Origin of the sequence: Alistipes sp. UBA1686, assembly GCF_002320215.1 — a bacterium.
Taxonomy (GTDB): domain Bacteria; phylum Bacteroidota; class Bacteroidia; order Bacteroidales; family Rikenellaceae; genus Alistipes; species Alistipes onderdonkii.
Genome location: NZ_DCKA01000009.1, coordinates 143,981 through 163,433 on the forward strand (window position 1 = coordinate 143,981; position 19,453 = coordinate 163,433).

16 protein-coding genes are annotated in these 19,453 nt (G+C 51.1%); 9 read left to right on the plus strand and 7 right to left on the minus strand.

Annotation, left to right across the window (positions count from 1 at the left end):
* Positions 1 to 79: 79 nt before the first annotated feature.
* The 6 genes from B3C38_RS02930 to B3C38_RS02955 all read left to right on the plus strand — a co-directional run bounded on the left by B3C38_RS02930 (position 80) and on the right by B3C38_RS02955 (position 8,769).
* The gene (locus B3C38_RS02930; RefSeq protein ID WP_256166209.1) at positions 80 to 2,269 is read left to right on the plus strand and encodes a hypothetical protein; all 2,190 of its coding nucleotides are present in this window, start codon (positions 80 to 82) and stop codon (positions 2,267 to 2,269) included.
* A 535-nt stretch (positions 2,270 to 2,804) separates the two neighbouring features.
* Positions 2,805 to 4,658 (plus strand): WG repeat-containing protein, encoded by a 1,854-nt coding sequence (locus B3C38_RS02935; RefSeq protein ID WP_256166210.1) that lies wholly within the window; start codon positions 2,805 to 2,807, stop codon positions 4,656 to 4,658.
* 1,006 nt (positions 4,659 to 5,664) lie between these two features.
* Positions 5,665 to 5,946, plus strand: coding sequence for a hypothetical protein (locus B3C38_RS02940; protein ID WP_244264970.1), 282 nt, complete (start codon positions 5,665 to 5,667; stop codon positions 5,944 to 5,946).
* Positions 5,947 to 6,047: 101 nt separating this feature from the next.
* Entirely contained in the window at positions 6,048 to 6,773 is a 726-nt protein-coding gene (locus B3C38_RS02945) for an ATP-binding protein (protein WP_256166211.1), read from the plus strand.
* Entirely contained in the window at positions 6,736 to 7,815 is a 1,080-nt protein-coding gene (locus tag B3C38_RS02950; RefSeq protein WP_256166212.1) for a DUF3871 family protein, read from the plus strand. The genes B3C38_RS02945 and B3C38_RS02950 overlap by 38 nt, the downstream gene beginning before the upstream one ends.
* Before the next feature lie 303 nt (positions 7,816 to 8,118).
* Positions 8,119 to 8,769 (plus strand): hypothetical protein, encoded by a 651-nt coding sequence (locus B3C38_RS02955; RefSeq protein ID WP_286725183.1) that lies wholly within the window; start codon positions 8,119 to 8,121, stop codon positions 8,767 to 8,769.
* Here the strand turns inward: B3C38_RS02955 and B3C38_RS02960 are convergent.
* The 3 genes from B3C38_RS02960 to B3C38_RS02970 all read right to left on the minus strand — a co-directional run bounded on the left by B3C38_RS02960 (position 8,681) and on the right by B3C38_RS02970 (position 11,540).
* A complete protein-coding gene (locus B3C38_RS02960) occupies positions 8,681 to 9,196 on the minus strand; it encodes a hypothetical protein (protein WP_286725185.1) in 516 nt (171 codons plus the stop codon). The two genes, B3C38_RS02955 and B3C38_RS02960, sit on opposite strands and share 89 nt — an antisense overlap.
* Before the next feature lie 40 nt (positions 9,197 to 9,236).
* On the minus strand, positions 9,237 to 9,737 hold the full coding sequence (locus tag B3C38_RS02965) for a DUF2867 domain-containing protein (RefSeq protein WP_286725188.1): 501 nt from the start codon (positions 9,735 to 9,737) through the stop codon (positions 9,237 to 9,239).
* A gap of 150 nt (positions 9,738 to 9,887) precedes the next feature.
* Complete coding sequence (locus B3C38_RS02970) at positions 9,888 to 11,540, minus strand: hypothetical protein (protein WP_286725191.1); 1,653 nt, start codon at positions 11,538 to 11,540, stop codon at positions 9,888 to 9,890.
* A gap of 106 nt (positions 11,541 to 11,646) precedes the next feature.
* On the opposite strand from B3C38_RS02970, the gene B3C38_RS02975 reads away from it, so the two are divergent.
* On the plus strand, positions 11,647 to 11,808 hold the full coding sequence (locus tag B3C38_RS02975) for a hypothetical protein (RefSeq protein ID WP_022331793.1): 162 nt from the start codon (positions 11,647 to 11,649) through the stop codon (positions 11,806 to 11,808).
* A gap of 149 nt (positions 11,809 to 11,957) precedes the next feature.
* Positions 11,958 to 12,863, plus strand: a complete 906-nt coding sequence (locus B3C38_RS02980) for a PLP-dependent cysteine synthase family protein (RefSeq protein WP_018696617.1) — start codon at positions 11,958 to 11,960, stop codon at positions 12,861 to 12,863.
* 90 nt (positions 12,864 to 12,953) lie between these two features.
* Here the strand turns inward: B3C38_RS02980 and B3C38_RS02985 are convergent, their stop codons facing one another.
* Positions 12,954 to 15,035, minus strand: coding sequence for a protein-disulfide reductase DsbD family protein (locus B3C38_RS02985; RefSeq protein WP_286725195.1), 2,082 nt, complete (start codon positions 15,033 to 15,035; stop codon positions 12,954 to 12,956).
* A 66-nt stretch (positions 15,036 to 15,101) separates the two neighbouring features.
* Here B3C38_RS02985 and B3C38_RS02990 point away from each other — a divergent pair, with 66 nt between their 5' ends.
* Positions 15,102 to 16,001 carry a glycosyltransferase family 2 protein gene (locus tag B3C38_RS02990; protein ID WP_286725197.1) on the plus strand — a complete coding sequence of 300 codons (900 nt, stop codon included), beginning with the start codon at positions 15,102 to 15,104 and terminating at the stop codon, positions 15,999 to 16,001.
* Positions 16,002 to 16,009: 8 nt separating this feature from the next.
* Here the strand turns inward: B3C38_RS02990 and B3C38_RS02995 are convergent, their stop codons facing one another.
* From B3C38_RS02995 to pfkA, 3 genes are all read right to left on the minus strand, one after another.
* A complete protein-coding gene (locus tag B3C38_RS02995; RefSeq protein WP_022331799.1) occupies positions 16,010 to 17,296 on the minus strand; it encodes an NUDIX hydrolase in 1,287 nt (428 codons plus the stop codon).
* A 127-nt stretch (positions 17,297 to 17,423) separates the two neighbouring features.
* Positions 17,424 to 18,425 carry an adenosine kinase gene (locus tag B3C38_RS03000; RefSeq protein WP_022331800.1) on the minus strand — a complete coding sequence of 334 codons (1,002 nt, stop codon included), beginning with the start codon at positions 18,423 to 18,425 and terminating at the stop codon, positions 17,424 to 17,426.
* Between the two features lie 30 nt (positions 18,426 to 18,455).
* Positions 18,456 to 19,436, minus strand: coding sequence for a 6-phosphofructokinase (gene pfkA, locus B3C38_RS03005; protein WP_022331801.1), 981 nt, complete (start codon positions 19,434 to 19,436; stop codon positions 18,456 to 18,458).
* Positions 19,437 to 19,453: the final 17 nt, after the last annotated feature.

A 19,453-nucleotide genomic window follows, 5' to 3' on the forward strand; every position in this document is an offset into this window, starting at 1 on the left:
AGGGGATAGCCCGTGTGTATGCATGGGCTTCCCTCGTTTAACACCCCATAGGAGAAGTATGGGGATAATACATATTGATATGGTAACAAAAAGAGTTTTCCAATCATTGTCTGCCATAACGCTTGGGCGTCATAAAATGAATGACCCGCGTTATGAATTTCTGACCGAAGAGAAAAACGGAGAGGTAGTCAGTTGTATCGTCAATAATGCGGAGATAAAGGATGTACCCGGAATCGATTATGAGTTGAGCATAAATCCGGATAATCCGGACAAGATAGATGCGCTCCAAATTATTATCAATGATGAAAGCAAGAAGTTAGGGGATGTTTTCATGCAGTTGCCCTACGGAGTAATTAAGAAGAACGTTCCCGGCATCGGTGCTACAACGCTGGCGCTGCGTTCGCCGAACAACTGTATCGTTGTGTGTCCCACCAAAGCTTTGGCATATGAGAAATATCTGACGGGCATAGACCCTCAAACGGGGAGAAATCCGTATTTATATGTGGGCGGCGGATTTGGGGATATTAAACAATCCCCTTCCTCGAAAGCTATCAATAAGTATTTATCAAATAAGACGATACGCTATAAAAAGATTTTGGTCGTAGCAGACAGTCTTCGGAAAGTAATGGAGAAAATCGAGCCGAGGCTTCGGGATTGGTATATAATGGTAGACGAGATTGATTCTTATCAATCGGATAGTACTTATCGTAATCGTGCTTTGGGCTGGGTAATGGACTATTTCTTCAAATTTCCGGAACGCCAACGCTGTCTGGTATCTGCGACAATGCGCCCGTTTTCCAATCCGGAGATATTGAAAATGCCCGTTATCGAAGTGAATTTCAGGCGATTGATTAAGCGTAAGGTGAAGCTGTTATATACAAACGACGTCCATTTGACAACGGCCCAAACGATAATCCGCTTGCGTGACATGTACGGCTCTGGGCATAAAATTGCGGTCGCATATAACAGGATATCGGCTATCCGGGCTGTCATCAATCTGCTGCCGGAAGAATTAAGGGCGGAATGCGCAATCTTGTGCAGTGCGCAAAGCCAAAGTGAAGCAGGAGCTTATTATGCGAATTTAGAGGGGACGTGTCTTCCCAAGCCAATTACATTTATAACGTGTACCTACTTCGTTGGAGTTGATATTGACGAGCGATTTCACCTATTATCCGTGTCGGATATCAAGCAGATATATACGATTCTTTCACCGGAAAAAATGTTGCAGATTGCAGGCCGATGCAGGCATCCCCAAGGTCTATATGATGAAACGATTATCTACAACTCCTCTTCAAAATTGAATGAACGCTATACTGTATACAATAAAAATAAGCTGTTGTGTTTGGCTGATGAACTATGTAATATGTATAATGCGACTGTTAAAATATATGAAAATTTTAATGGCGTATTGACGTACAGTTTCTTGAGTTCAATGCAGTCGTTGATTCGTCAATCCAAGCAAACATTCTACGGAAGTACGCCTGTCAGTCTGATTCGGAAGAGTATTCATGGAAATTATGTGATATCCTACTTCAATATCGATGCTCTTGTTGAATTCGTACGATTGCGAGAAGCGATTTACCTGATACCAGACGGTTTGGTTGAAGCATTGGGAAAAACATGCCGTATCGTTGACTGGAAAAAAATGTGGCATGAAAACGGTGAGGCTACTCAAAAAGTTGTTGCGGCAACAAATAAGGATTTAAAAGAGCTGCAGTACCAGAGTGTCGATGAGGTTGTTGAGGCAATCAGGGAGATGCATGAACAGAGAACAGACTGTATCCCGGTTTCTATGGAGAATCTCAAGCGTAAATGCAATCGAACTCAACGCGGATTTGTCGAGCGTTATGAGAAATTATCGCAGTATGTCCCATTTGAAAATCTGGTACAAAGGCTTTCGGATATGAGGGACAAAAGCAACGCTTGGTACAAATGGTATCACAATGCGGTTATCTTCAATGCGCTGGCAGAGAATCACCCATTCAAACAAGTTATCAAAGCGAGCTTTAAGCCAGAAACAAAGTGGTGCTCTTTAGATATTCAGGAGCATTTAAATGTCATTTTCGAACAAATGGGGATGAAACCTGTTAAAGAGGAGCGTGAAGCTGTGAAATGGCTAAAATGCCTGTGCACCTTGCAGCGAAATAAGGATGCCGTCAAGGGCAACTATTATATAGTTAAAAATTACTGTTCCGAAAAATACCTGAATTGTGAGATTGCACAAACAATTTCGATGGCAACTCCGATTAACGAAGAATTCAAACTCTAGTACTCACTTATATCAATATGTTTATATATAAAATATTATAAGTTGAGTGAGTAATTGAGGATATAAAGGCTTGTCAGTAATGGCAGGCTTTTCATTTTATGGGGTACTTGAATCAAGTAAAACAGTAATCCCCAACGTAGGATAATCATATATATAATTCAATCTTGATTTTCAGAAACTTTTAACCGTAATTTGCACCTACAATACCCCAAGAGTGTGTTGTATTTCAAAAACATTTTCTAACTTTGTGATACCGTTCGTCAGAGCGGTGACATATTGATTGATGAAAGTGTTTAGCTTCATCCTGTACTGGGAATCTGGTAAATTTTAAGGACAGGGATAGGCAATACAAACACTCATCACTTGCGTAGATATATCATTCTTGATATACTGCCCAAGTGTGGGGTATTGTTTATTTGTCCTATGGCTTACCAGAGCCTCCAGTACGATAAACTAACAACTCCACACTTTTTTTATACCCCTCTCAAATGGGGATTTAAAAAGTAATTTTTATTATTGATTAAACATAGGACTTATGCACGACGATTGTGATAACGAATGGCTGTATGAAGATCTGGAAGATGATGCAATGATGGATTTACTTATTGGTGATATAGTTGGTGAAAATGATCTACAACAATCTAATATAAGTAATAATATAAAATCGCAGAAATCAATGCGAATTATCAGAAAGAATACAGATGGAGCATATGAAATTTATGATCCTCTATCGCAAAATATCGTGGAACTGCCTTTAGATTACATAAATGTCGGGCAATTTTGTTATGGATTTGCCGTAACCTGTGTTGAATCCGAGTGTTTTATCAATGATAATTATGATAATCCAATTTATAAAAGAGTATATGGATTAATAAATATTGATGGGAAATGTATTGTTGCTCCTTATTATACTCGAATTCGTATTTTAAATTGTCAATTTGCAGAAGTAGAATATGCTGGGGAAACTCGATTAATTAATTTCCAAGGACAGATTCAAGTTTATAGAGGAAATAATCCCGTTTTTATTCCATCTGAATATATATGGGGTTGGAATTATCAAGATGGATTAGCCTGTGTAAAAAGTGTTAATAATCATTATTTTTTTATAAATATAAAAGGTGATGTTATAATTAATGTAAAGGAGGGACAGCCAGAATCATTTGTTAATGGATATGCTAAAATTACGAATAATTATGGCGAATGCATATTTATAACTACAACTGGTGAAATAAAAATACATAATGGCCCACAAATTATATATATATCGTCAAAATATGCTTGGGCTTGGGATTTTCATAATGGATTAGCACGTGTGAAATTAAACTCGAAATATGGATATGTTAATATCAATAATGAAGAAATTATTCCATTGCAATATACATATGCTAGTGATTTTTTTAATGGACTCGCAATTGTTGAATTAGATTGTAAATATGGGTGTATTAATACATTAGGAGCTGTTGTTGTTCCGATAGAATATGATGAAATCCAGTCATTTACTACTAACGGAGCTGTTGTAAGGATTGGGGGACGACCGCCATGTACTTCTGAAGCTGGAAATTTTATTATTGGTGGAAAATATGGATTATTAGATAATAATGGAAAATTAATAGTACCTGCTCGATATGAATATATTGGGCCATTTAGGAATGGATGGGCTGTTGTTATATATAAACAGGCATTTAGGAATCTAAAAGGATATATCAACCTTGCAGGAAGTTTAGTTGTTCAGAATGCAGGTAGACCAACATATGTTCCTTCTAAATATGATTGGGGCTGGGATTTTAGTGAGGGATTAGCTAGAGTTTTAATTCATAAAGAAGTAGATTTGTATGGCTTTGTTGATATATATGGGAATGAAGTAATCCCACCTAAATATCAATATGCTGAGAATTTTTCAGAAGGATTAGCCTGTGTATATAATGGAATAAAGTATGGATATGTTGATAAAAATGGATATGAAATTATTCCATTAAAATATGATGAAGCAGGAAATTTTAGTGATGGGTTAGCTAAAGTAAGAATTGGCGGAAAATATGGAAAGTATTCGCCTATTCTTGATAAAATAGAGATAGAAGATGCGCGTTATGGATACATAAATAATTTAGGCATAGAACGTATCCCTATTCTCTATAGCCATGCTAATGATTTTTCGGAAGGATTGGCTGCAGTTTGTATGCATAATAAATGGGGGTTTATAAATAGGACAGGGAATGTTGTAGTGCCTCTAAAATATGATTGTGTACACGATTTTAAAAGCGGGTTTGCTCAGGTATTTTATAATGGCAAGAAATTGGGGATTAACATGCGTGGTGAAGAATTTGATATAAAATTTATTGAGCTAGTCCGTCGATTGAATCTCAAAGGCACTCCTGATGATGTTGATTAGTAATTATAACTATCATTTCTATGAAATATTGGCCCTTTCAAGAATTTATGCATCGTAAGCATGCGACTCATATCTCTATAAACCGACGATCCGGGACTATTTCATTGCTGCATAAAAAGAGTGGCCGCTACCGATTAATTACTAAAGTATATGCGGATATACTCGATAACTGTTGTTTGACCAAAGAATACCTATTGCGCAAATATCCGCAAACTCCACAGAAAGGTTATTGGATGGTGCATGAATCAAGAAATGGCGAGTATAACGCACTTTACATATGGGGATGTACTGAAGTCGGTTCCGAATAATATAAGTTATTATTTATTTCGAAACCATAGAATATTGAGATGTGAAGATAATCTGGTGTGTCCTAAATGTGAAGGAGTAATGAAGAAATTATGAGTATACGACAGATTTATAAGTGGATAATATTAAGAATTAAAAAACGGCATATGGAATATTCTGAATGTTTTTTAATCCTTGACGGTGATTGGCTAAATAATCTTACAGATAAAGAGATATAGTATTATCATGTATAATCTCTACTCACTTACTTTGTAATAGATACATAAAGTAAGTGAGTGAGTGAAAGGGTTGCTGTCAAACATCCATTCAGCCCGTTATTATAATAGTGGTTTACTCATTCAGATTAATTATTTTATATAGAAATTTATGTTTGAGTGAGTAACCTTGCCTATCTCCGGGCTTTTTCTCCTGCAATATGAGAATCAAGTAACTACGGCTATTAAAATAATATAACCGAATATCCTCTATCCCCACATGCGAATCGGCTCAAGTACCACCCATCATACGATGAATTCTTGTGGTTACTTGAGTCGAATTCATTATTTTTTGCAATAAAATTTTTTCTGAAAGGCTGAAAATGTATGCCCGTGCGATATATCCCCCGAATACCCCCTCCCGCTTTGCGGGATTGGGTTACGACCCCGGCTGGGCTTTGGGGCATATCATATTATTGCCCTTGTTGTCGAATCTAAATAAATCTATGACTATGAACCACACGCTCAAATTCCTGCGGACATTCACCCTCGACGAGTTCAAAGAGTGGAAAGGCATCCTTCAAATCCGCATCATCCGCAACGAGCAGACGGGCAAGCATTTCTTCGGGTATGGCGATAAGGCGGGCGCCGTCACGTCGAAGTATCCCGCCGAAGCGCTCGACCATCCCGTCATTTCGGAAGTTCTCTCCGAGGAGAGCGGCGAGCAGTTCCTCCTGCTTCACAATGCAGGTGACAATCCGCAGTTCACCACGGTTGCCGTACTGTAAGAATCGCCCTCTTCATTTAAAAGGCTGTTCCTCGCAAAAGGAGCAGCCTTGCTTTTTATCACCGCACTACAATCATTCCCATATCAAATAACCATTTATCTATGCAATTACGACATTCACAACGCCGGGCAGCCAAGATGCGGCTGGCCCTGCAAGGGGCATCGGGTTCGGGCAAGACCTATTCCAGCCTGCTGCTGGCCTGCGGTATGGCTTCCGACTGGACGAAAATCGCCGTTATCGATACCGAGAACGGCAGTGCAGACCTCTATGCCCATCTGGGAGCCTACAACGTACTTTCCCTCTCGGAACCCTACAACCCGGAGAAATACATCGATGCCATCGGTATCTGCGAAAGTGCGGGCATGGAAGTAATCATCATCGACAGTATCTCGCATTGCTGGGATTACCTGCTGGATTTCCACGCCAATCTGCAAGGCAACTCCTTTGCCAACTGGGCCAAGGTCACGCCGCGTCAGAACGCCTTTATCCAGCGTATCCTCAATTCCTCGTGCCATGTCATCTGTACCATGCGCAGCAAACAGGAGTACGTGCTTAACGAGCGTAACGGGAAGATGATTCCGGAGAAAGTAGGGTTGAAGGCTGTGCAACGTGACAACGTGGACTATGAGTTCACCATCGTCTTCGACGTGAACATGAAGCACTATGCCACGGCATCCAAAGACCGTACGGAACTGTTCGCCGGGAAACCGGAATTTCCCATTACCAGCCAAGTCGGGACACAGATTCTCGACTGGTGCAACCAATGTCAAACCCCAACCCCTGTAAGTTATGGAAGCAGCTATCCGGCGGGCAATGCAGCCCGATAACCAGCACCACCTGCTGCCCTTTGTACCCGTTGAAGATGCGAAGGACGATGTGCAGCCGATTATTTCCTCTCCCTCGTTCGGTGAGGATGAAGAATCCCCGTTTCGGGAAACTCCCGAAGAACAGCCACGCAAGCCTTTCATCGAGGCCAATACCAAACAAGTCAGCCTTTACCACCTCAAGAACGACTGTATTACCCCGGTATTCTCCAAAGACAACGAGGTGACCATCTCCCATAACCAGTTCATCGAAACCATGTGGGAGTGTGCGCAACGGATGTTCAGAGGAGATACGGTAGACAATCCCGAAATCCGGGTGAGCCATATCGTCAAGGGCGGGACTCCCGAAGCCATCCACAAGGCGGTGCACGAACTTACGGATGCAGACAAGACGATTTATTACGAGCGGATGATGTTCTGCATCGAAATCCCCTCTGTCACGGAAACCATCGACGGATGCAGGCTGAACCTTACGATAGGGGGTGTCAGAGCCTATAACCAAGAGAACCTGTACAGCAAGAAAGGCTTCGAGAAGTTCAAGGTCTTTATCGGCTTCAAAAACATGGTGTGCTGCAATATGTGTGTGGCTACGGACGGTGTGGCCGAAGAGATACGGGTGACAAATACGCAGGAGCTGACGGCGAAGATTACCGAACTGGTGGTAAGCTACAATGCCAAACGCCATCTGGAGCGGATGCGGGCATTGCTCGACTGTACGATGTCGGAGAGTCAGTTCGCACAGCTGGTAGGCAAGGCGAGGTTATACCAGTTTCTGCCACCGCCACAGCGGAAACTGCTCCCGGAGTTCGAATTCACGGACTGCCATCTGAACACCATTGCAAGGGCCTATTACAACGACCCGGCATTTGCCTGCGACAAGCAAGGAGAGATAGACCTATGGCGGGTGTTCAACCTCTTTACTGGAGCCAACAAGTCGAGTTATATCGATTCGTTCCTAACGAGGAGCCGCAATGCTGCGGTATTTGCAGACGGACTGGCAAAGGCGCTGGCGGGAGAGAAGGAGTACAGTTGGTTTGTGGAATGAAACAACGTAATGGCTATGGTACGAATTTTATATAAAATATTCTTCGGGTATCTGCTGAAATGGTGGATTTAATCAGTTCAAATATTGAATAAACAATACTTGTTGGAATACTTTTTAACAGAGGAGCTAGTATAATTCATTGAAATATAGGCTTAAACATTCCGAGTTCGAGTCCTCCTCCCGCTACCAAAGGGTCGGATTGAAAAATCCGACCCCTGTTTTTATGTTTGGCATTGGATGTAGTTGATTGATAACCAATGGCTGTTCGGATTTACTATGGGCCTGTACTAAAATCTTTTGTTTATGAATACGCTTGAAGATGCAAGGGCATGGGGATTTGTGGGTTTTAAAACGGTTGCGGCCCTTAAAAAGGAGGTGGACTGTATTCCGCAGACGAAAGGAGTATATCTGGTTCTCAGAAAAGAAATAAGTTTCCCTGAATTTGCCGAGGTAGGCCGCGGCGGTTTTTTCAAGGGAAAGGATCCCAATGTGGATATTACCGTGTTGAAAAACAATTGGGTGACGGGAACAAATATTCTTTATATAGGAATGACCGGAAGTTCATTGCGCCGACGGATAAAACAGTATATGCAATTTGGTGAAGGAAAGCCCGTAGGACACCGGGGTGGTTGCTATATCTGGCAGATGGAAGACTGTGACCGCCTGATAATTTGCTGGAAAGAATTGGCAGAAGAACTCCCCGGTGAATATGAAACGATGTTAATACGCTCGTTCAAGGATGCCACGACGGGCGGCGCCCCTTTGCCAACCGTAATAAATAACAGGGATCATGAAAGATCGGGATACACGGTATATTTCCGGCGCCCGGTCTGTAAATTACGTGCCCCGGGATTTCCTCCGATGCTTAATAACCCCCGTATTCGATCGTATACAGCACATCGAATAGCGTATTTGCGAATTCCCCGCAACCTTCGTAAACCCGGCCGTCCCTGACGGTGTAGGCTATGTCGAGGATGAACGAACTGTCCCCTTTGTAAAACTGTCCGTCCCTTACCGTAAACAACACGTCGAACCACGAGGCGAATGTGGCGTTGCCCCGGTATATCCGCTCGCCTTCGATGGAGTATGCGGCATCGTAGGGCCAGGTGTTGTTGCCCTCGAAAATTCTTCCGTCTCTGATCGTATACAGGGCGTCGAGCGACAGGGTGAACCTGCCGTCGCCTTTGTAGATTCTGTCGTCTTTGAACGTATATGCCGCATCCAGCGGGTTGGTGCCGTATCCGCGGTAGATCGTCCCGTTCCCGTCGCCGATATATGTGGCGGCGATCAGCAGCGCATCCGTATCGTCGCCTGCGTTATTTCCGAGGGCGGCCGGCGACAGGAATAGCAGTATTCCGAGTAATAGGACATTCGGTTTCATGGCCGGCGGTGTTTACGGGTGACGCGGGAATAACCCCGTGTCAGAATCCGCGTTCGCGCATCATCTGTTTGAAGAGGTTTTTCACGACGAGGACGTGGAACGGACGGATGAGGTTGAAATAGACCACTCCCAGTTTGTTGTGGTATCTCACGACCGTGCTCGCGAAGACTTGGCCGCCTTCGATGTAGATGGACATGTAGGCCACCAGGTGTTTGTCGTCCAGGGCGACGATCGTTTCGTCGGCCGTCCTTTCGGCGACGGACATGAAACCGCAGCTTTCGCCGTTGTTCAGGGCTTCTTCCAGTTTTTCTCGGCGGGCTCCCTCCCCGGTTTTCAGCCCGAAGGGCCTGACCAGCAGGTCGCGTAGCCGGAAGAGAAACTTCAGCCATGCCGGGCTGGTCGTCCAGAATGCCGCCATCACCTGATTCGGGGATACTTTTCCCGGATTTTGCAGGCGGCAGCGGAAGCAGTCGCGATAATTGGTGTCGGGGTAGCGGATGATCCGTGAATTTTCCGGGAGAGGTGATTTGCATACTTTCATGATTGTGCGGACGACGTCGGTTAGCGACGGCTCCCATGTCGTAAAGCTAACGAAAATTTGCGGGAATACCGCATTCCCGGAACGGTTTTAAACACCGGCGGCCCGCCCCGATCCCGGGGCAGGCCGCCGGCTTGTGAAACCGTTGCGCCGTTATTTGAATTTCAGCGAGATCTTTCCGTCTGAAGGATACAGGACGAATATGCTTCCCGCGGAGGTGCCGTCGGTCGCAATGGTGCCCTTCGTACAATCGAATGCGTAGGCGAACCCTTTTTGGACTGCGGCGATCCGCCTTGCCCCGAACGCCGTGAACGGCAACGCTGCACCGGGTGCTGCGGTCAGCTCCAGCATCCAGTCGGGGCCTTTGCCGGGGACGGCGATCTCCATCCCTTCTTCCGAAAGCAGTATCGTGAGCTTCCGTCCGTCGTCCATCGGCCACTCCACGAGTAATTTGCCCTTGCCCTTTTCCGTTACGGCGGGGGTGCCGCCCTGCGCTTGGGCCAGACTTCCGTCGGCAGTGCGCCGCATGACCCGCAGCCCGGCCAGCTGTTCCCGGGTGCTCCACATGCAGCCGTCCACGACGGGCAGCGTCGTGTAGACGCACTGGTTGGTGGTGCCGGCTTTGCGGTAGTAGTCCGACTCCATCCGCTGATCGAACATGTGGATGTCGCGGATGCACAATGCGCCGCCCTCCCATAGCAGGTTGGTGCGGTAGTAACGGCTGTTGTACCATACGGTTTTACGATCCTTTTCACGGTAGTCGGTCAGTGCCGTGACGGCCGTCGGGGGCGTTACCGGGAAATTCTCCCGGAACCATTCGCCCGACCGGGTGAGCGTCTCCACACGGATTTCGCCCTTGCGGAAACGGTTTGCCAGCAGCGGGATCTGGATGTTGAGCCCCTTCTCCATACTGCCCCAGGTGAAGGAGTTTTCCTGCCCGGCCTGGGTGTAGGCGAATGCGAGGCAGGGTTCTTCGAACATCGACCGGAAGAACCACTCGACCCACTGGCGGCTGCCGCCGCTGTCGCCGTAGACGGGTTCCAGCGAGATCACCCCCTGCAAGGCTCCGCCCACGCAGTTGTCGTACTGGTAGATCGGGTCGCTGCCCAGCATGCGGAATACGGGGACGGGGATCTGTCCCTCGCGGGTCTGTGCGGGCATGTAGGCGTTGACCCGGCTGGGATAATAAGCCTGGTTCCAGTAGCCGCCCCACAGCGTGTAGCCGTCGGTACCTATCTGGTCTTTGCAGTTGCACGAAGCGACGATGCCGTATTTGTCGTACATGTACCCGAGCGTATAGGCGTCGATGAACCATGACCCGATGGCCGTCGGGTATTTGCCGAATATCTCTTTGAATTTTTCCATGTAGACGTCCACCAGTTTGCGGCGTTCTTCGGGTGTGTACCCCGTTGCGAAGCCCACGTCGGCATGCCAGTCCCACGGGTAGCGGCCGCGCCACTTGAGCCCTGCGGCTTCCACGTGGGGCTGCGTGATCTCCCACCAGCCGCCCACCTCGGTGCCGGGATAGACATCCTGTGTCAGCAATTTCCGGTAGCGGGGATTGATCAGCGCGTCGTATTGCAGCAGGAACGTGGCCGGGAGACCGTATTCGGCGAGCTGTGCCGCCTGCCGTGCGACGGTTTCGTAGAGTACCGTTTCGGTGATCTCTTCGCTGCGCGGTTCGATATTGCGGATGAAGTTGACGATGTTGACGATGCGGGGTGCCTCAGAGCCGGCCTTGCCGGCTGCGGATGCGGAGATGCATCCGCAGCAAAGTGCGAGCAGGAGTAGTTTGCAGGTTTTCATGATTATTTTGTTTCAGGTATACAAATATAATCGGCAGATCCGAACCGAGGCAATTCCGGTGTGCATTTTGCAGGGAAACGTACGTAATATGCCAAAATTCGTACCTATGGAAAACAAAGAAACGACCTGCACGCCCTGCGAGCAGAATTTCGAACGTAAAGTGAATGAGCTGGTCAAGGAGGGCGAAGCCCCCGATGCCGAGCAGCGCGCAAAGAAGGAGGCCGAGGTCAAGGCCGCTTTCGACGAACACGGGAAGCCGGAAAAATAACCGTTCCGGATGAGGACTGGGGTGCCTGCACATTCGTTGTGCGGGCACCCCTGCGTTTGATGGCGGCCGGCTTTCGGGCGGAATCGGACGGGCGGATTGCCGCTATTTCGGGGAAATGATTATCTTTACGCGGTTAATTAGGTCGATTTATGGTAAAAAAGAATATTTTGGGTACTATCGGGGGAACCCCGATGGTGCGGATCAACCGGCTTTGCCCCAACCCGAACGTCAATATCTATGCGAAACTCGAAGGTTTCAACCCCACGGGCAGCATCAAAGACCGCATTGCGCTCCGGATGATCGAGGAGGCCGAACAGGACGGGCGCCTCACGCCCGGCAAGACGATCATCGAACCGACGTCGGGCAATACGGGCATCGGCCTGGCCATCGTCGGCATCGTCAAGGGATATCCCGTGGAGATCGTGATGAGCAGCGCCGTGTCGGTCGAGCGGCGTAAAATAATCCGTTCCTATGGTGCGAAGGTGATCCTTACGCCCGCTGAGGAGGGAACCGACGGGGCGATCCGCCTGGCCCGCAGCAAGGTGGCCGGCGACCCCGACAAATATTTCATGCCCGACCAGTTTGCCAATGCGGGCAATTACCTGGCGCATTACCAGTCTACGGCACTGGAAATCTGGCAGCAGACAGGCGGCAGGATCGACTACCTGGTCTGTGCGATCGGCACGTCGGGGACGCTGATGGGGCTTTCGCGGTTCCTGAAGGTGATGAAGCCCGACATCAGGGTCGTCTGCGCGCAACCCATACGGGGCCATTATATCCAGGGATTGAAGAATATGGAGGAGGCTATCGTTCCGGACATTTACGATCCTTCGCAGATCGACATGCAGGAGATGGTCGAGAGCGAAGAGGCGATCGCCATGGCGCGGGAGATCATCGCCAGGGAGGCGATCTTCGCCGGCATGAGCAGCGGCGCCGCGATGCTGGCGGCCGTGCGCACCGCGCAGCGCATCGAACGGGGCAATATCGTGGTGGTTTTCCCCGACCGTGCCGAGAAATACCTGAGTACGACGATGTTCGACGAGTTCGCGGACTGATGTGCGGACGGTGGATGTGAAAAAGCCTGCGACCGGAAAGTCGCAGGCTTTTTTGCTGTCGCAGTGCTTGTTTTTTTGTCGTCGCAGCCCCTATTTTCGGGCGTTGTAGGCTTCGACGCCGCTCTTGAGGAATCCCACGAAATTGTCGACGTTGAGGTCGTACCCGCGCGGCGGCACGAGTTGTTTCCCGTTCCGTCCCTGGAGCACGTAGTAAGGCTGGGCATTTACCCCGTAGGTTTTCAGGGCGTAATACGAGTTTATCTTGCCGAGGCTTTTAAGCACCTTTCCCGCGTCGGTCGTTACCCAGTCGCTCTCGGGAAGCACTTTTTTGTCGTCGGAGTAGAGCGCCACGATCACGTAGTCGTTGCGCAGGATGTCGAGCACCTGCGGGTCTGCCCATACGCGGGCTTCCATTTCGCGGCAGTTGACGCACCCGTGCCCCGTGAAGTCGATGAAGAGCGGTTTGCCGACCTTAGCGGCATAGGCCTCGGCTTCTTTCAGGTCGAAGAATCCTTCGAGGCCGTGGGGCAGGTGCAGGAAATCGCTGTGCTTGGGTTTCTGTCCCTCGACGGTCAGCAGCATGCGCGCTTCTGTGCCCGAAGCGGTCGGCGCTTCCTTCCCGATCACGAAATCCTGCGTATGCAGCGGCGGCAGGTAGCCCGAGAGGCCTTTGAGCGGGGCGCCCCACATGCCGGGGATCAGGTATACGACGAACGAGAAGGTGACGATGGCCAGTGCCAGGCGGCCTACGCCCAGATAGGGCGTATCGCTGTCATGCGCAAATTTGATTTTTCCCAGCAGATAGAGCCCCAGGAGCGAGAAGGTCACGATCCATACGGCGAGGTATATCTCGCGGTCGAGTAGCCCCCAGTGGTAGGTCTGGTCGGCGACCGAGAGGAACTTCATGCCGAGCGCAACCTCGATGAATCCCAGCACGACCTTCACCGAGTTGAGCCATCCGCCGCTTTTGGGCAGCTTCTTGAGCATCGACGGGAAGAAGGCGAAGACGGTGAAGGGAAGCGCGAAGGCGACGGAAAACGCCAGCATGGTGACGATCGGGCTCCAGAATTCGCCCGACGTCGATTTGATAAGCACCGAACCTACGATCGGGCCCGTGCAGGAGAAGGATACCAGCACGAGGGTCAGGGCCATGAAGAAGATGCCGGCCAGGCCTTTCGAGTCGGCTTTGCTGTCGGTTTTGTTGACCATCCACGAAGGCATGGTGATCTCGAACGCTCCGAAGAACGATGCGGCGAATACCATGAATACGAGGAAGAAAAGGATATTGGGCAGCCAGTGTGTCGCCAGCCAGTTGAAGATGTCGGCCGTCACGGCATCGCCCCCGACGATGCGTGTGATGACGATGATTGCGGCTATCGGCAGCGTGTAAAGCGCGACGATGAAGAACCCGTACATGCCGGCGCGGAAACGTCCCATCGCGGGGCTGCCGGAGCTTTTCATGAAGAACGATACGGTCATCGGCACCATGGGGAATACGCAGGGGGTCAGCAAAGCTGCAAAACCCCACAGGATCGCCTCGATGATCAACGCCCACAGCGAGCCTCCGCCTGCGGCGTCTTTCTGCGCAGGTTCCGCTGCGGCCTGTGCCGAGCCTCCGTCGGCATTGTCCGGGGCTTTCGCAAGGGCGGCCTTGTCCGCAGTTCCCGCTGGGGCCGTATCCTGCGGCGTGGCGGCCGATGCCGTCGCTGCGCCGGCCTGTGCCGTCAGGTCGATCGTCATTTCCGTATCCTCGGGCGGCATGCAGCTCGTGTCGTCGCAGATCATCCACTCCAGCTGGGCCATGACGGCGGCCTTTTCGGCCGCGAGCTTCACCCGCTGGGCGAATAGCGCCTTGCCGGCAAAGGTGCCGATCTCCATCTCGAAGGTCTTGTCGTAGTGGCGCTCGGGAGTGGAGAGTTGCTCTACGCCCCCCACGAGCGTAGCCCCGGCACCCGCGGTGAAGGTGATCGTTGTGGCATTGGGCCCGCCTTCATAGGGCCCCATGTCATACATATGGTAGGGTGCGGGGATCGAGGCTTCGAGTACGATCCGGTACATGTCGCCGTCGAGGTGCTCCACGGTGCTTTTCCAGCTTACGTTTTGCGCCGAGACCGCCGTCACGGCAAACATGGCCGCTATGGGCAGCAAAAGGGTACGAAACAGATTGTGCATAGTCGTATCGCTTATAATTTGTGCAAATATAACGGTTTTTTACGGATAAATTGCTACATTCGCACGATGATCCGCCTCTCGCTCATAATCCCAACGCATAATCGTGCCAGACAGCTTCTCGCGGCGCTCGAATCCGTCGTGCGGCAGGACATGCCCCCCGGGGAGTGGGAATGCGTGGTGGTGAACAACAATTCGACGGACGATACGCCTGCCCGGTTCGCAGCCTTCGCGGCACGGTATCCGGCGCTCAACCTGCGCATGGTGACCGAAACGGGCCCGGGGGTTTCTTATGCCCGCAACCGGGGGATAGCGGAAACTTCGGCACCCTATATGGCCTTCATCGACGACGACGAACGTATCAATGCGGGGTTTATCCGGGCGTATGCCGAATTCTTCGACGCACATCCCGATGCCGTCGTGGCCGGGGGGCGCATCATTGCCGAGTATGTCTCGGGGCGTCCGGCGTGGATGTCGAAATATACCGAACTGCCTGTCGCCAACCCGATGGATTTCGGCCATGCCGTACGGCCTTTTCCTGTCGGCCGTGTTCCCGGGGGAGGCAACATGGCTTTCCGCCGCTCCGCAACCGCCCGATACGGCGGGTTCGACCCCTCGCTGGGGCGTGTGGGAGGGATGCTGATCGGTGGCGAGGAAAACGATTTCTTCGAACGCATGATACGCGGCGGCGAGACATGCTGGTATGTCCCCAATGCCGTCATGTGGCATATTATCCCGCCCGGGAAACTTACCGAGGACTATTTCCGCCGCCTTTGCTACAACGTCGGCGTGAGCCAGCGCCTGCGGGCGGGCATCTACCGCCGTTATCCGAAGGCCGTTGTGCTGGAATGTATGAAATGGGCGGCTACGCTGTTGCTTTCGCTGACGATGTCCCCCCGTAAATCATTGTGGCTGATTCGTATGCGTTACGAGATCAGCCGGGGGCTTTTCTCCCGTGCCGGCCATTGAGCTGTGCTTTAATTGCGTACGGGGATTTCCTTGCCGAAATAGCGGCAAAGCATGATGTAGCACATGTAGAGCGCCAATGAGGGGTGCTCTTCTTCGCATCCGGGCGAGAGGTTGAGCGCCATGTCCGAAAACCGCCCGAAATCTTTTCCGTCCAATTCTCCCGTTTCCCCCAGTATCTGGTAGGTTTCGAAATCGTCCCGCTGTTCCTCGCAGCTGGGTTCCAGTTCGGCTATTTCGAACGAGCTGGCGTTTAGCCGGGTCAGGCAGCAGAACTCGGGTTTCCCGCCGCGCCCCAGGTCGCGGTAAAAGCCGATGACCTCCGTGTGTCCGATCCGGCCTGCGGGGAGGTTGGTTTCTTCGCGCAGCTCCCTCTCGGCTGCGGCTTTCAGCGTCTCCCTGAAATCGGAGTCCGGACGCAAATCGCTGAAGTCGACCGATCCCGATCCCGAAGGAGTCAGGCGGTCTGTCGAAGTGAGGGCCTTGTCGTTCTGGTGGAGGATAATGACATATCCGTCGGTTGTGACGGCCAGCGTCGAAATGCCGATGTGGTCGCTCATGACCGATTTTTCGAGCCGGCGTACCGGGTAGTTGGCGATGTTCGCGGGAGGGGTCATGCCCCAACCGCTTTGGTGGGAGAGTTTTTTCGTATAGATTACGTTCGTCAGGTAGGAGTTGTAGTAACAGCCTTTGCATACCCGGACGTACCATTCTCCGCCGCTTTCCCCGAATTCGGATGCCATGCACAGTTTGCGCTCGTTGTAAAAACTGCCGTTCCTGTTCTTCATTTCGTGCCACTTGCCGTTGAGGAACGGCAGCAGGATGTCCCGGTAATTCTTTATGTATTTCAATACCCGCTTTTCCTTGTCGGTGCATAGTATCGCATGGATGGGGCGGTCTGCTTGCAATAAGCGGTCTATGTTGTCGCTGTGCCGCAATACGGTGCCCGGGAAGGCGATCGGGGCGGCGGTATAAATCTCATCCAACTCGTCGGCTGCCTCCGGAGTCTTGTGCCGATAGATGTCGTGGAGGTTGTAATACTCCGTCTTACGCGTGTAGGCGTAGAAATCCTTTACGAAACAGATCGTCTGCCAGATAAGGGTCGTAAAGACCAGGAACAGGAAAAGGAACAGGTTGCCGGTTTGCATCAGCGTTTGGTAGTCGATGGCCGAATAGAGCAAAATGGCGAGGTCTATGACGATCGCGACGATATTGATGTAGCCGATTCGCTGGCCGTAATGGATAAAGTCCAGCCGGTTCCTGATTTTGACTTTGGCCGAAGTCCATATTTTGTCCATGCCGCCGGTGTTTTGTGTCGTAAAAATAACAATAAATTCCGATTTTACCGGTGTTGCCGGTCGGTTCCTGCCTTTGGAATAAAGAAAGCGGCCTTACGGGCCGCTTTCTTTATTCCAATTTTCCGGGTCAGAACAGGTATTTCTCGTTCCTGACCTTGTTCACCAGGCGCGAGATGTCCTCCCAGGCCTCTTCGCCGAAGGTAGTCCCGACGACTTCGATGACTTTGCCCGCCGTGATGGCGCCGATCGTGCCGCACTGGCGCAGCGAGAGGTTCTCGCAAAGCCCTGCGAGGAACCCCGCGGCGTAGAAATCCCCGGCGCCCGTCGTGTCGACGCGTTTTGCCGCAGCCAGGATGCCGACATGCACCACTTCGTCGCCGTGCTTGATCATGGCGCCCTTGATGCCGATCTTCACCACGGCCAGTTCGCACATCTCCGAGATGCATTGCAGGGCGTTCAGCGGCTCCGCCTCGCAGGCGAAGGTCTTGGCTTCGTCCTCGTTGGCGAAAACGATGTCGACATAGTCCCTGACGAGGTTACGCAGGAATTCGAGGTTTTCGGCCACGATGTTGAAACTGGCCAGGTCGATGGCGACCTTCAGTCCGCACTCCTTGGCCGTGCGGGCAGCCTTGCGGATCAGGTCGTGGTCTTGGACGATGTAACCTTCGATATAGAGGCAGTCGTACCCGTCGAAGATCGCCGGGTCGATCTCCGCGGCGGTCAGTTCGAGTGCCGCGCCGAGGTAGGTGACCATTGTCCGCTCGCCGTCGGGCGAGATGAGCGACACGCACTTGCCCGAACGTTTCGAGCCACGGAAGATTACGGGTTCCACGCCCAGGTTTTCGAGTGCCTGGACGAAGAAGTCGCCCGTCGTATCCTGTCCGACCTTGCCGATGAACCCGACCTGGCAGCCCAGTTTGGCCATGGCGCGGATGGTGTTGCCGGCCGAACCGCCGAGCGAGAGCGAGTAGGGCAGTCCTGCCACGGATTTCGAGATTTCGGTCTGCAGTTTGGTATCCACGAGGCTCATCGAGCCTTTGGCGAGTTTGAAGCGACCCAGCACGGAGTCTGATTCCAGGTTGACCAGCATGTCCGTCAGGGCATTGCCGATTCCGATAACACGTTTCATTCGGTAAGTTCGGGGTTGTCTGTTGTGAAATTATATGGAGAGTATCTTTACCAGATCGAGCGAATTGCGGTCGATGCCCTTGTTGTGCATGGTCGCCTTGGCGAAGGGGACGTAGGCGATCTTGCCGTTCTGGATGCCGATCATCACGTTGCGCTGTTCGTCGAGGAACGCCTCGATGGCTGCTTCGCCCATCCGCGAGGCGAGGATGCGGTCTACGGCCGTCGGTGACCCGCCGCGCTGGATATGCCCCAGGATCGTGACGCGGGCGTCGTACTGCGGGAACTCCTTCTTGACACGTTCGGCCAGTGCCGTGGCGCCGCCCGTCTTGGGGTTCTCTGCCACGATGACGATCGCCGAGTTCTTGCTCTTGCGGAAGCCGTGGTTGATGAGTTCGGCCAGCTGGTCGACCTCGGTGTCCATTTCGGGGATGATAGCCGCTTCGGAACCCGTGGCGATGGCGCTGTTCAGCGCCAGGTAACCCGCCGTATGTCCCATGACCTCGACGAAGAAGAGTCGCTCGTGGCTCGATGCCGTATCGCGCAGTTTGTCGACCGCCTCCACGATCGTGTTCAGCGCCGTGTCGTAGCCGATCGTCGAGTCCGTACCCCCGAGGTCGTTGTCGATCGTCCCGGGAAGCCCGACGATGGGCACGTTGTACTCCTGCGCGAAAATCCCTGCGCCTGTCAGCGAGCCGTCGCCGCCGATGACCACCAGCGCGTTGATGCCGGCTGCGACCATGTTGTCGTAAGCCGCCTTACGTCCTTCGGCCGTGGTGAACTCCTGGCTGCGCGCCGTTTTGAGGATCGTGCCGCCCAGTTGGATGATGTTGCTCACGCTCTGGGACTTGAACTCTACGATCTCGTTGTATACGAGACCTTTGTATCCGCGCATGATACCCTTTACCGTAAAGCCGTTATAGATTGCGCTGCGGGTTACCGCACGTATTGCCGCATTCATGCCGGGGGCGTCGCCTCCCGATGTGAGAATGCCGATGCATTTGCTGCCAGCCATAGTTTTTCGTTTAAACA